10 protein-coding genes are annotated in these 14,819 nt (G+C 40.9%); all 10 read right to left on the reverse strand.

Translation table 11 applies throughout. The annotated features are described in order from the left end of the window. Nucleotides 1–126: GTP-binding protein (locus tag ESZ26_RS12010; protein WP_244947087.1), on the reverse strand; the 126-nt coding region annotated here is incomplete at its 3' end. A gap of 78 nt (nt 127–204) precedes the next feature. After that, the gene (fusA, locus tag ESZ26_RS12015; protein WP_146799758.1) at nt 205–2,313 is read right to left on the reverse strand and encodes an elongation factor G; all 2,109 of its coding nucleotides are present in this window, start codon (nt 2,311–2,313) and stop codon (nt 205–207) included. A 225-nt stretch (nt 2,314–2,538) separates the two neighbouring features. Then, complete coding sequence (gene rpsG, locus ESZ26_RS12020) at nt 2,539–3,012, reverse strand: 30S ribosomal protein S7 (RefSeq protein ID WP_070375045.1); 474 nt, start codon at nt 3,010–3,012, stop codon at nt 2,539–2,541. Nucleotides 3,013–3,128: 116 nt separating this feature from the next. After that, nucleotides 3,129–3,503 (reverse strand): 30S ribosomal protein S12, encoded by a 375-nt coding sequence (rpsL, locus tag ESZ26_RS12025; protein ID WP_011045492.1) that lies wholly within the window; start codon nt 3,501–3,503, stop codon nt 3,129–3,131. A 186-nt stretch (nt 3,504–3,689) separates the two neighbouring features. After that, nucleotides 3,690–7,901, reverse strand: coding sequence for a DNA-directed RNA polymerase subunit beta' (gene rpoC / locus ESZ26_RS12030; protein WP_146799759.1), 4,212 nt, complete (start codon nt 7,899–7,901; stop codon nt 3,690–3,692). Nucleotides 7,902–8,002: 101 nt separating this feature from the next. Then, nucleotides 8,003–12,031, reverse strand: coding sequence for a DNA-directed RNA polymerase subunit beta (gene rpoB / locus ESZ26_RS12035; RefSeq protein ID WP_070375047.1), 4,029 nt, complete (start codon nt 12,029–12,031; stop codon nt 8,003–8,005). A gap of 260 nt (nt 12,032–12,291) precedes the next feature. Further along, entirely contained in the window at nt 12,292–12,651 is a 360-nt protein-coding gene (rplL, locus tag ESZ26_RS12040; RefSeq protein WP_070375048.1) for a 50S ribosomal protein L7/L12, read from the reverse strand. 114 nt (nt 12,652–12,765) lie between these two features. Then, entirely contained in the window at nt 12,766–13,260 is a 495-nt protein-coding gene (rplJ, locus tag ESZ26_RS12045; protein WP_070375049.1) for a 50S ribosomal protein L10, read from the reverse strand. A 301-nt stretch (nt 13,261–13,561) separates the two neighbouring features. Further along, on the reverse strand, nt 13,562–14,266 hold the full coding sequence (gene rplA, locus ESZ26_RS12050; protein WP_146799760.1) for a 50S ribosomal protein L1: 705 nt from the start codon (nt 14,264–14,266) through the stop codon (nt 13,562–13,564). A 3-nt stretch (nt 14,267–14,269) separates the two neighbouring features. Continuing rightward, the gene (rplK, locus tag ESZ26_RS12055; RefSeq protein WP_146799761.1) at nt 14,270–14,698 is read right to left on the reverse strand and encodes a 50S ribosomal protein L11; all 429 of its coding nucleotides are present in this window, start codon (nt 14,696–14,698) and stop codon (nt 14,270–14,272) included. Nucleotides 14,699–14,819 lie beyond the last annotated feature (121 nt).

The following is a 14,819-nucleotide window of genomic DNA, read 5'->3' on the forward strand; positions in this document are numbered from 1 at the left end:
ACCACCGTGTACTTTAGTTAATACTGCAGAGATAGCAGCTGTTAAAGTAGTTTTACCGTGATCAACGTGTCCGATAGTACCAACGTTTACATGCGGTTTTAAACGTTCAAATTTTGCTTTAGCCATTTTTCAATTACCTTAAAGTTTATTAAAAGCGCAGCCAAGATGACCGAGCTAGACTTTCACTAACTATAAGTGAGTGTCTTACGAGATTCCAAGAGATTCTGTTATTGCCGCAACTACATTCTTAGGAGCTTCACTGTATTGTAAAAACTCCATAGAATAAGAGGCGCGGCCCTGTGTTGCACTGCGTAATGCAGTAGCATAACCAAACATTTCAGACAGTGGTACTATTGCATTCACTATCTTAGAGCCAGCAGGACCTTCGTCCATGCCATCGATCATACCGCGACGACGATTTAAATCGCCAACGACATCACCCATGTTTTCTTCTGGCGTAGTTACTTCTACTTTCATCATAGGTTCTAGAAGTGTCGGCGTAGCTTTTAACGCCCCTTCTCTAAAGCCCATTGAAGCAGCAACTTTAAACGCCATTTCATTAGAGTCAACGTCATGAAAAGAGCCGTCATAAAGTGTTACTTTAACATCAAGCATAGGATAACCGGCTAATACGCCACTATCCATTTGCTCAAAACAGCCTTTTTCAATGGCGGGTATATATTCTTTAGGAACAGTACCGCCAACAATTTCGTTAACAAATTCGAAACCACCACCTTCTGGTAAGGGTTCCATTTTCAACCAGACGTGACCAAATTGGCCTTTACCACCTGATTGTCGAATAAATTTGCCTTCCACTTCCACCGTCGAACGAATGGTTTCGCGATAAGCGACTTGTGGTTTACCGACATTACATTCGACGCCAAACTCACGTTTCATGCGCTCAACAATAATGTCTAAGTGTAGCTCACCCATACCAGAAATGATCGTTTGACCGGTTTCATCATCTGTAGCCACTTTAAAAGAAGGGTCTTCAGCAGATAATTTACTTAAGGCTAGGGTTAACTTGTCTTGAGAAGCGATGGTTTTCGGCTCAACAGCTATTGAAATAACCGGATCAGGAAATTCCATTTTCTCAAGTGTTATCACGTGATTTGCATCGCACAAGGTTTCACCGGTAGTGACATCTTTTAAACCGATGGCTGCAGCGATATCGCCAGCACGGACTTCTTTAATTTCTTTGCGGTCATTGGCATGCATTTGCACCAAACGACCGAGACGTTCTTTCTTGCCTTTAATCGGATTAAAGACACTATCGCCAGTTTTTACGACCCCTGAATAAACACGGAAGAAGGTTAATGTTCCGACAAAAGGGTCTGTGGCAATTTTAAACGCTAACGCAGCAAATGGTGCGCTGTCATCAGCGGCACGCGTTGCGGGTGTTTCATTTTTGTCATCACTAATACCCGTGATAGCAGCAACTTCAGTTGGCGAAGGTAAATAGTCAATCACCGCGTCTAAAACCGCTTGTACACCTTTATTTTTAAAAGCTGAGCCACAAGTACAAAGAATGATTTCATTATTAAGGGTACGCTGTCGAAGTGCAGATTTGATTTCGTCTTCAGTCAAGTCACCATCTTCAAGGTATTTGTCCATGAGGTCGTCTGATACTTCAGCCGCTTCCGATATCATATTCTCACGCCATTCATCGGCAAGCTCTTGCATGTCGGCGGGTATTGCTGAATAGGTAAAGGTCATGCCGTGATCGTCTTCGCTCCAGTTGATCACTTTCATTTTAACAAGGTCGATAACACCTTTAAAGTCTTCTTCTGCACCAATAGGTAACTGGATAGGAACAGCGTTAGCACTTAACCGCGTTTTTAGTTGGCCAACAACGGATAGGAAATCTGCACCGGTACGGTCCATTTTGTTGACAAAAACTATCCGTGGAACGGCATACTTTTCCATTTGACGCCAAACAGTTTCTGTTTGTGGCTGAACACCAGAAGAGGCGCATAAAACTAATACAGCACCATCGAGGACACGCAAAGAGCGTTCTACTTCAATAGTAAAGTCAACGTGACCGGGAGTATCGATAATATTAATGCGGTGATCAACAAATTGACCATCCATGCCCTTCCAGAAACAAGTCGTCGCTGCTGAGGTAATGGTTATACCACGCTCTTGCTCTTGTTCCATCCAATCCATGGTCGCGGCGCCATCGTGCACTTCACCAATTCTGTGAGAAAGACCCGTGTAAAACAAAACACGTTCTGTGGTTGTCGTTTTGCCAGCATCTACGTGTGCACAGATACCAATGTTACGGTAGTGCTCAATAGGGGTGATACGTGCCAAAATGAAATCCTCTAATTCTTAGTCACTAATAATTAGTACTATTAAATAAATATTCGCCTAAGCGGTGAGTACTTGTTTAATACTACTGTTTAATAACTTTCTGAACTTGCACAAAGCATCAGTCCGTAAAAGTTAGTATGGCTAGCAAGAGAAACTCTTGCTAGCCATGTACTTACCTTTGGCATATACCAAAGGTAAGTCATACATTCATTCAAAACAGCTAGCTTACCAGCGGTAGTGAGCGAACGCTTTGTTAGCATCAGCCATACGGTGAACGTCTTCACGTTTCTTAACCGCTGAACCTTTGCTGTCAGACGCATCTAACATTTCGTTAGCTAGGCGCTGAGCCATTGATTTTTCACCACGTTTACGAGCTGCTTCAACTAACCAACGCATGGCTAGAGCATTACGACGAACTGGACGAACTTCAACTGGAACTTGATAAGTAGAACCACCAACACGACGAGATTTAACTTCGACAGATGGGCGGATATTATCTAAAGCAGTTTCGAAAAGCTCTAAGTGAGTTTTCTCGCTGTTTTTTTCAGTTAAAATGTCTAATGCACCGTAAACAATTTTTTCTGCAGTAGATTTTTTACCATCAACCATAAGGATGTTGATGAATTTTGCTAAAAGTTCGTTATGGAACTTAGGATCTGGCAATATTTTACGTTGCCCTACGACGCGTCTTCTTGGCATCTTAATTCTCCGTAGTATTCAGGATTAATCCAAAATATATAAATTTAAAAATTTCTTATTTGGCCTTACTTAACGTTTTTTTCTCTTCCTATCGAGTAGGAGTTAGAGAGGAAAACTTAAGATTTAGGTCGTTTAGCACCGTATTTAGAACGGCCTTGTCTTCTGTCGCTTACACCTGAACAATCAAGCGCGCCACGAACGGTGTGATAACGCACACCTGGTAAATCTTTTACACGGCCACCGCGTATTAAAATAACGCTATGCTCTTGTAAATTATGTCCTTCACCACCGATGTATGAAGTTACTTCGAAGCCGTTAGTTAAACGAACACGAGCAACTTTACGAAGTGCTGAGTTAGGTTTTTTCGGTGTAGTTGTATACACACGAGTACATACGCCACGACGTTGTGGACAAGCTTGTAACGCTGGAACGTTACTTTTAGTTACTTGTCTTACACGTGGTTTACGTACTAATTGGTTAATAGTTGCCATTAAATAGCTCCCGATTAGTTAAACTTGTGCAAATTCCAATCAATGAGAAATTTACACCCTTATAAACGTGAAAATCCGCGACCTTAAATGCTATACATAAACAGTACAGGATATAGGGTCGCGGAATTCTATAGGTCAAGCTATGGCCTGTCAAGTAGGACAGGCCATTAACGCTATATTTTTTACTTAATCACTAGCATTTAGTGCGTCAGTTAATGCTTGTGCTGCATCGTCAGCTGAAACAGCGACTTCTTCAACAGCAGGCATTTTTGCTTGTAGCTTACGTTTAGCACGTTCTTGATGGTACGAATAACCTGTACCCGCTGGTATTAAACGACCAACGATAACGTTTTCTTTCAAGCCACGTAACTTATCTTTCTTACCTGCAACAGCAGCTTCAGTAAGTACACGTGTTGTTTCTTGGAAAGATGCCGCTGAAATAAACGATTCAGTTGCTAATGATGCTTTAGTAATACCCATCATTTGCATTTCGTATTCAGCAGGTTGCTTACCAGCAGATTCAAGCTCACGGTTTGAAATATTAACGCGTGCTACTTCTACTTGTTCGCCTTTCAAGAAATCACTATCACCCGCGTCTAAGATTTCACACTTGCGAATCATTTGACGAACGATAACTTCGATGTGCTTGTCGTTAATTTTTACACCTTGTAAACGATATACTTCTTGTACTTCGTTAACAATGTAATTAGCAACTGGCGCAACACCACGTAAACGCAAGATATCATGTGGAGATTCAGGACCATCGGCAATAACTTCACCTTTGATTACTGGCTCACCCTCATAGATATTCAAGAGACGCGTTTTAGGGATCATTTCTTCGTATACTTCACCGCTAGGCTGAGTGATCAATAAGCGTACTTTGCCCTTGGTTTCTTTACCGAAAGCAACAACACCTGTTTTCTCAGCAAGAATTGCAGGAAGTTTCGGCTTACGTGCTTCAAATAAATCAGCAACACGTGGTAAACCACCGGTTATATCACGAGTTTTTGAACTTGCTTGTGGTATACGAGCAAGTGCATCACCAATGTTTACATCCGCGCCATCTTCTAAGTTGACAATCGCATTACCCGGTAAGTAGTAAAGTGCTGGGATTTCAGTCCCGGCAATCATCACTTCTTCGCCGTTAGCATCAACAAGTTTCAATGCTGGGCGCATTTCTTTACCCGTTGCATTACGTTGACCTGCGTCAGTAACAATAATACTTGAAAGACCAGTAAGATCATCTGTTTGGCGAACCATAGTTACGCCGTCAGAAAGATCAACAAACTGAACTTTACCTGCCACTTCCGTAATAATAGGGTGAGTATGCGGGTCCCAGTTGGCGATAATTTCACCAGCAACAATTGAACCACCATCTTTCTTAGAAAGAACAGTACCGTAAGGCACTTTATAACGTTCTTTCTCACGACCTAGCTCATCAATTACCGTCATTTCAGAAGAACGTGAGGTAATAACAAGATGATCTTCAGAGTTAGTTACAAACTTAGCATTTTGAAGTTTCAAGGTACCGGTATTTTTAACTTGTACGTTGTTTTCAGCAGAGGCACGCGATGCAGCGCCACCAATGTGGAACGTACGCATGGTAAGCTGTGTACCAGGTTCACCGATTGATTGTGCTGCAACAACACCAATAGCTTCACCTTGGTTGATCATATGTCCACGGGCCAAATCACGGCCGTAACAATGAGCACAAATACCAAAATCTGTTTTACAGGTAATAATTGAACGTACTTTCATTTGATCAATTGAATTTTCTTCAATGAAATCACATAAAGCTTCGTCAATTAGGGTGTTACGAGGTAATAAAACTTCGTCAGTACCCGGCTTGATAACATCTTCAGCAACAACACGACCAAGCACACGTTCTCTTAATGGTTCAACAACATCACCACCTTCGATTAATGGTGTCATTTGTAGACCGTCGAAAGTACCACAATCATGTTCAGTCACAACCAAATCTTGTGCAACATCAACTAAACGACGAGTTAAGTAACCCGAGTTAGCTGTTTTAAGTGCAGTATCAGCAAGACCTTTACGCGCACCGTGAGTTGAGATGAAGTATTCAGATACGTTCAAACCTTCACGGAAGTTAGCTTTGATTGGCGTTTCGATGATAGAACCATCTGGTTTTGCCATCAAGCCACGCATACCCGCTAACTGACGGATCTGAGCAGCACTACCACGAGCACCCGAGTCAGCCATCATATAGATAGAGTTGAATGAATCTTGTTCTTCTGGCACGCCATCACGGTTAATAACAGTTTCTTTTGATAAATTGTCCATCATCGCTTTCGAGATTTTCTCGTTGGCAGATGACCAAATATCAATAACTTTGTTATATTTTTCGCCCTGTGTCACTAAACCTTGTTCGAATTGAGTTTGGATTTCAGCAACTTCTTCTTCCGACTCTTCGATAATAGTGTATTTAGCCGCAGGAATAACCATATCATCAATACCAACAGAACAACCCGCGATCATCGCGTAATGGAAACCTGTGTACATGATTTGGTCAGCAAAAATAACCGTTTCTTTCAAACCTAAATTACGGTAAGCGTGGTTAATTAATTTCGAAATTGGTTTTTTACCAAGCGGCTGATCGATTAGATCGTAAGGCATACCTTTTGGACAAACCTGCCACATAATGGCGCGACCTACCGTAGTATCACGTAAAGTCGTTTTAGGTACAGTAAAGTTACCTTCTTCGTCTTTAAAGTATTCAGTGATACGAATTTTTACACGGGCGTGAAGTTCTGCAACACCAGTGCGGTAAGCTTTTTCAGCTTCTTTGATGTCAGCAAAAGCCATGCCTTCGCCTAAACCGTTAACACGATCACGTGTTAAGTAGTACAAGCCTAAAACAACATCTTGTGATGGTACAATAATCGGCTCACCGTTTGCTGGTGATAACACGTTATTGGTAGACATCATTAAGGTACGAGCTTCCATTTGTGCTTCAATAGTTAACGGTACGTGTACCGCCATTTGGTCACCATCGAAATCGGCGTTGTATGCCGCACAAACTAGTGGATGCAAGTGAATTGCTTTACCTTCAATTAGTACAGGTTCAAACGCTTGGATACCCAATCTATGAAGTGTTGGTGCACGGTTAAGCATTACTGGATGTTCACGAATAACTTCGTCAAGTACATCCCAAACTTCAGCGCCTTCACGTTCAACTAATTTCTTAGCTGCTTTGATCGTAGTCGCTAAACCACGAGCTTCTAATTTTCCGTAAATAAATGGTTTGAATAATTCAAGTGCCATTTTTTTCGGTAAACCACACTGGTGTAAACGCAGTGTAGGACCAACAGTAATTACAGAACGACCAGAATAATCAACACGTTTACCCAATAGATTCTGACGGAAACGACCTTGCTTACCTTTAATCATATCGGCAAGAGATTTAAGAGGACGTTTGTTAGAACCAGTAATTGCGCGACCACGACGACCGTTATCAAGAAGTGCATCAACAGATTCTTGTAACATACGTTTTTCGTTACGAACAATAATGTCTGGTGCTACTAAGTCAAGAAGACGTTTTAAACGGTTGTTACGGTTAATAACACGACGATATAAATCGTTCAAATCAGATGTAGCGAAACGGCCACCATCCAAAGGTACTAACGGACGTAAATCCGGTGGTAAAATGGGTAGTACGTTCATGATCATCCACTCAGGCTTATTACCTGAAGCGGCGAATGCTTCCATTAATTTTAAACGCTTAGTGACTTTTTTGCGTTTAGTTTCACTACCAATTTCAGGAAGCTCTTCACGCATTTGCGCAACTTCGCCTTCTAAATCGATTTGTTGTAGTAAAGCTAAAACAGCTTCAGCACCCATAAGGGCGTCAAATTCATCACCATGCTCTTCTAAAGCATCAAGGTATTCTTCTTCGGTAAGAATTTGGCTTTTTTCTAATGTTGTCATACCAGGTTCGGTAACAACATAAGATTCAAAATATAGCACACGTTCGATATCACGAAGTGTCATATCAAGTAATAAACCAATACGCGATGGTAATGATTTTAAGAACCAGATATGGGCAACGGGGCTTGCTAATTCGATATGACCCATACGGTCACGACGAACTTTGGTTAATGTAACTTCAACGCCACATTTTTCACAAATAACACCACGATGCTTTAAACGCTTGTATTTGCCACAAAGACATTCGTAATCTTTTACTGGACCAAAAATACGCGCACAAAATAGTCCGTCACGTTCTGGTTTGAACGTACGGTAATTAATCGTTTCAGGTTTTTTTACTTCACCAAATGACCAAGAACGAATCTGATCTGGTGAGGCTAGTCCGATACGTATACCATCGAACTCTTCTGTTTGATTTTGTTGCTTAAGAAACTTAAGTAAATCTTTCACACTTCTTCTCCTGTCGGAGTTAAACCTTAAAGAGAAAGCAGTTGCCTGCTTTCTCCGTGTACTGACTCATCAATTTGATAGTCAGCATGCAGCTTTGGAAGCTAGTCCTGATCTAATTCGATGTTAATACCTAACGAACGAATTTCTTTCAACAATACGTTGAATGATTCAGGAATGCCTGGTTCCATTCTGTGATCACCGTCTACTAAGTTTTTATACATCTTAGTACGACCGTTAACATCATCAGATTTAACCGTTAACATTTCTTGTAGCGTATAAGCAGCACCATATGCTTCTAGTGCCCATACTTCCATCTCACCGAAACGTTGACCACCAAATTGCGCTTTACCGCCAAGAGGTTGTTGCGTTACTAATGAGTAGGAGCCAGTAGAACGTGCATGCATTTTGTCATCAACTAAATGGTTAAGTTTTAACATATACATGTAGCCAACCGTTACAGGACGTTCAAATTCACGACCAGTACGACCATCAGTTAAGATAAACTGACCACTTTCAGGCATATCTGCAAGTCTAAACATCTCTTTGATTTCTTTCTCTGCTGCACCATCAAATGCTGGTGTAGCAATAGGAAGACCGGCACGCAAGTTATTAGCTAAACGCATCACTTCATCATCAGAGAAGCTTGCGATGTCGACAACTTGACGAGATTCACCAACGTTATAAACTTCTTGAATGAAGTTACGTAGTTTATGAATTTCTTGTTGCGCTTCCAACATACGATTGATTTTTTCGCCAATACCACGACACGCCATACCTAGATGAGTTTCTAAGATCTGACCAATGTTCATTCGTGATGGTACACCTAACGGATTAAGTACCACATCAACCGGAACACCATATTGATCGTAAGGCATATCTTCTACTGGAACGACGTTTGAAATAACACCTTTGTTACCATGACGACCGGCCATTTTATCACCCGGTTGGATGTGGCGTTTTATCGCTAAGTAAACTTTGATGATTTTAAGAACACCAGGAGCTAAATCAGCACCTTGGGTGATCTTACGACGTTTAATTTCAAACTTCTTATCAAAGTCAGCTTTAATATTGTCGTATTGCTCTGCAATTTGTTCAAGTTCAGATTGTTGACCTTCGTCAGACAAGTTTTGAACTAACCAATTTGCACGAGACATACTATTAATGTCTGATTCGTTTAAGCCAGCAGATAAAAGAAGGTTTTTAGCACGAGCATAAATACCATCTTCTAAGATGCTAAATTCATCGCCTAAATCTTTCTTAACTTCTTTAAGTTGTAATTCTTCAATTTCAACAGCGCGCTTATCTTTTTCTACACCGTCACGGGTGAAGATTTGCACATCGATGATAGTACCTTTAACTGAGTTAGGTACACGTAAAGAGCTGTCTTTAACGTCAGCAGCTTTTTCACCGAAAATAGCACGTAATAATTTTTCTTCTGGTGTTAATTGTGTTTCACCTTTAGGAGTAACTTTACCCACTAAGATGTCGCCACCATTAACTTCAGCACCGATGTAAACAACACCCGCTTCATCTAGTTTAGATAAAGCTGATTCACCTACATTAGGAATATCAGAAGTAATTTCTTCACTGCCTAATTTAGTGTCTCGTGCTATACAGGTTAATTCTTGAATATGAACGGTAGTGAAACGATCTTCTGTAGCAACACGTTCAGATAACAACATTGAATCTTCGAAGTTGTAACCATTCCAAGGCATAAACGCTATACGCATGTTTTGACCTAGGGCTAATTCACCCATGTCCGTTGACGGACCATCAGCTAAAACATCACCACGTGTAACTGGTTCACCCATACGACACTGTGGACGTTGGTTGATACAAGTATTTTGGTTTGAACGCGTATATTTAGTTAAGTTGTAAATATCAATACCGGCTTCACCAGCATGCATTTCATCTTCATTAACTTTAACAACAATACGTGAAGCGTCAACATAGCTGACTACACCACCACGTTTAGCAACAGCAGTTACACCTGAATCAACAGCGACAACTTTTTCCATACCAGTACCAACTAACGGCTTATCAACGATAAGAGTTGGTACAGCTTGACGTTGCATATTTGAACCCATCAAGGCTCTGTTAGCATCATCGTGCTCAAGGAACGGAATTAAACTTGCTGCAACTGAAATAATCTGTTGTGGCGAAACGTCCATATATTGAACTTGTTCTGCCGAGATTAAAGTAAATTCATTTTTGTGACGACATTGTACTAAGCCGTCAACTAACTTACCTTCACTATCAACCGGAGCTGTAGTTTGGGCAATAACGAAGTTACCTTCTTCAATTGCTGATAAATAATCTATGTCATCAGTGACTAAGCCATCAACTACTTTACGATATGGAGTTTCTAAGAAACCGTAATCGTTAGTACGTGCATAACACGACAGTGAGTTGATCAAACCAATGTTTGGACCTTCCGGCGTTTCGATAGGACATACACGACCGTAATGGGTCGGGTGTACATCTCGAACTTCAAAACCAGCACGTTCACGCGTTAAACCACCTGGGCCTAATGCGGAGATACGACGTTTATGCGTCACTTCTGATAACGGGTTGTTTTGATCCATAAACTGTGACAATTGTGAAGAACCGAAAAATTCTTTCACCGCCGCAGAGATAGGTTTAGCGTTGATTAAATCTTGTGGCATGATCGCATCTAAGTCACCAAGACTTAAACGTTCACGTACCGCACGTTCAACACGTACTAGACCAACACGGAATTGGTTTTCAGCCATTTCGCCAACAGAGCGAATACGACGGTTACCTAAGTGATCGATATCATCAGTCTCGCCTTTACCGTCACGAATGGCGATTAAGGTTCTCATTACTGAGATAATGTCATCGTTAGATAAAATACCACTGCCAACATCGTCTGAATTGCCAACACGACGGTTGAATTTCATTCGACCTACGGTAGATAAGTCATAGCGTTCTGGAGCAAAAAACAAGTTAGTAAATAACGTTTCTGCTGCATCTTTTGTTGGTGGCTCGCCTGGGCGCATCATGCGGTAAATTTCAACTAAAGCTTCTAGCTTGTTTGAAGTACCATCGACACGAATGGTGTCAGACATGTATGAACCAACATCGAATTCATTCATGTATAAAGTAGAAAGAACTTTATGACCAGCTTGGCTAAGCTCTGCTAATAACTCTAACGTTATTTCAGCATTGGCTTCAGCAATAACTTCACCAGTAGACTCATCGATGTAAGCTTTAGATAACACTTTACCGACGATGTACTCAGCTGGGACTTCAAGCTTTTCAAGGTTTTCTTTCGACAATGAACGAATATGACGTGCAGTAATGCGACGACCTTGTTCTACTAATACATCACCATTTTTCAAGCAAATGTCAAACGTTGCCGTTTCACCGCGTAAGCGCTCAGGGATTAAATCCATGATCAGCTTATCGCCTTTGATTGAAAAGTCAGTGGTGTCATAGAACATGTCTAGAATTTCTTCAGTAGAATACTCTAAGGCACGTAAAATGATTGACGCCGGTAATTTACGACGACGGTCAATACGTACAAATAAATTATCTTTTGGATCAAATTCAAAATCTAACCAAGAACCACGGTAAGGAATAACGCGTGCGTTATATAATACTTTACCAGATGAGTGTGTTTTACCTTTATCATGATCGAAAAACACACCTGGAGAACGATGTAATTGCGAAACAATAACACGCTCAGTACCATTAATAACAAACGTACCGTTGTCTGTCATTAATGGGATTTCACCCATGTATACTTCTTGTTCTTTGATATCTTTAACTGTGCCTGCTGGCGCTTCTTTATCGTAAACTACTAAACGTAATTTTACGCGAAGCGGCGCAGAATAGGTTACACCGCGGATTTGACATTCTTTGACGTCAAATAACGGTTCGCCAAGTCTGTAGCTCACATATTGTAACTCTGAGCTACCAGAGTAAGCTTTAATTGGGAAAATAGAATGAAACGCAGCCTCTAGGCCTGTTTCACCTGTTGGATCAATATCAATAAACTTACGGAAAGATTCGAGTTGGATTGATAACAAGAATGGATAGTCCATTACTTGTATGCTTTTACCAAAGTCCTTGCGAATACGTTTCTTTTCGGAGTAAGAGTAAACCATGGGGTTCCTCAGCTTGCTGGTTATGGCCGATCTGCCTTTAAAATACCAATTGGACTAGACAACTTCAGTATAACTTCATACGTTGTGTTAGCTAATCCAATTGGTATCAGACAGGATATTGCAATGATACTTAATACATTTAGTATCAAATTATGCACTTTTTGGTTTAAAAAAAACCACTTTCTTTAGCGCAAAAAGGCCGGTGACTTTAAAGTCACCAGCCATTGCCTTTTCAGGCAAATAATCTGTTTAAAAACAGATTATTTGATCTCAACAGAAGCGCCAGCTTCTTCAAGAAGTGTCTTAAGCGCTTCAGCTTCAGCTTTGTCAACGCCTTCTTTAACAACACCAAGAGCTTCAACTAAGTCTTTAGCTTCTTTAAGGCCTAAACCTGTAGCGCCACGAACTGCTTTGATTACTGCAACTTTCTTCTCACCGAAGCTAGTCATAACAACGTTGAATTCGCTTTGCTCTTCAACAGCTTCAGCTGGTCCAGCAGCGGCAACAGCAGCTGATGCAGATACGCCAAATTTTTCTTCCATTGCTTCGATTAAAGCAACAACGTCCATTACTGACATGTCAGCAACTGCGTTTAGGATATCGTCTTTAGAAATAGACATTTTAAATTTCCTGTTTTTTAATAAACAGCCTTTGGCTGTTTGAAATAACTATAAATACAAAAAGTGCGAATTGTGCTCTGCATATGTTTAAGTAAGTGCAGAGGTAAACAATTCTTAAGCAGCTTCTTGTTCTTTCTGATCGCGTACTGCAGCAATCGTGCGGACTAATTTGCCTGCAGATGCTTCTTTCATTGCGCTCATTAAACGTGCAATCGCTTCGTCGTAAGTAGGTAGCTTAGCTAACACATTTACGTCTACTGAATTACCTTCAAATGCAGCTGCTTTTAAATCAAAGGCTTCGTTAGCTTTAGCGAAGGCTGTGAATAAACGTGCAGCAGCACCTGGGTGATCAGATGAAAAAGCAATTAATGAAGGTCCTTTGAATACGTCAGAAACACATTCAAATTGAGTACCTTTTACTGCACGACGTGCTAATGTGTTACGGACAACTTTCATCCATACACCACTTTCACGTGCTTGCTTACGCAATGCAGTAATTGCTTCCACTCCAACACCACGGGCATCCGCGATTACAACTGAGTGAGCGCCACTAGCAGCTTCTTGAACTTCAGCAACAATTGCCTTTTTGTCATCAAGATTGATAGCCATTGGCTTTAACTCCTGGTTCACCGGTCAAATAAACCGGTATTTACTATCCCTAAGCGATGCCCTTTTTCAAGGAAATTACTTAGGCCGTTTACGGCGAGGACCAGAATTAGGAAATACTGGGTAATCACCATCTACGTAGGAAAAATTAAGTTAAATCGGTAAATAATTACCAGCAAAAACACCTACGGTCTTTGACGGGGTTGTTCAAACTTTTAAAAGAATAAAACAACACCTACCAAAATTTTTAAGGGCGAAATTATAGTCTATAATTTAACCCTTGTAAAGCACCATAAATGGAGCTTTATTTAGAAACTGCTGTCAAACTAGCTTGGTTTACCGATACACCGGCGCCCATAGTAGTTGAGATAGAAAGTTTCTTAATGTACTGACCTTTAGCATTTGCTGGTTTAGCTTTCTTTAAAGCTTCCAATAAAAACTCTAGGTTTTCTTGTAATTTAGCATCGTCGAAATCAGCCTTACCAATAGTAGTATGGATGATACCGTTTTTATCATTGCGGTAACGGATTTGGCCCGATTTTGCATTGTTAATAGCGGTTACAACGTCTGGTGTTACAGTACCAACTTTAGGGTTAGGCATTAAACCACGTGGGCCTAAAATCTGACCTAGTTGACCAACAACACGCATAGCGTCTGGAGAAGCGATTACAACATCAAAGTTCATCTCGCCTTTTTTAACTAATTCAGCTAAATCTTCCATACCTACGATGTCAGCACCAGCTTCTTTCGCTTTCTCAGCGTTTGCGCCCTGTGTAAATACAGCAACACGAACATCACGGCCGGTACCATTTGGTAATACAGCTGCGCCACGTACGTTTTGGTCTGATTTACGAGCATCGATGCCAAGGTTTACAGCAACATCTACACTTTCACGAAAGTTAGCAGTAGCAAGTTCTTTTAATAAAGAAAGGGCTTCTGAAATATCATAATCTTTTAATACGTCTACTTTTTCACGGATTAGACGAGCGCGTTTCGTTAATTTAGTCATTGATTAATCCTCTACCACTAAACCCATTGAACGGGCAGAACCCGCAATGGTGCGCAATGCAGCTTCCATAGAACCAGCAGTTAAGTCAGCTTCTTTTGTCTTAACAATTTCTTCAAGTTGAGCTGTAGTAACAGTACCCACTTTTTCAGTGTTAGGACGGCCAGAACCGCTTTTGATGCCAGCTGCTTTTTTCAATAAGTAAGAAGCAGGTGGTGTTTTTGTTTCAAACGTAAAAGAACGATCGCTGTATACAGTAATAACTACTGGAACTGGCGCGCCTTTTTCTAAAGATTCTGTTTTTGCGTTGAACGCTTTACAAAATTCCATGATGTTCACGCCGTGTTGACCTAATGCAGGACCAACTGGCGGTGACGGGTTTGCTGCACCAGCAGCAACTTGTAGCTTGATTAGAGCTTGGACTTTCTTAGCCATTTTTCAATACCTTTAGTTTGGGTGTTAACGCTAAAATTTAATTCAGCTCCCCGGGGTTCAATTTAGCCTAATATTCTTTTAATTGACTAACGTCGCTCAAAAAAAATAGGCGGTGGATTAT

Origin of the sequence: Colwellia hornerae (assembly GCF_007954355.1) — a bacterium.
Lineage (GTDB): Bacteria > Pseudomonadota > Gammaproteobacteria > Enterobacterales > Alteromonadaceae > Colwellia_A > Colwellia_A hornerae.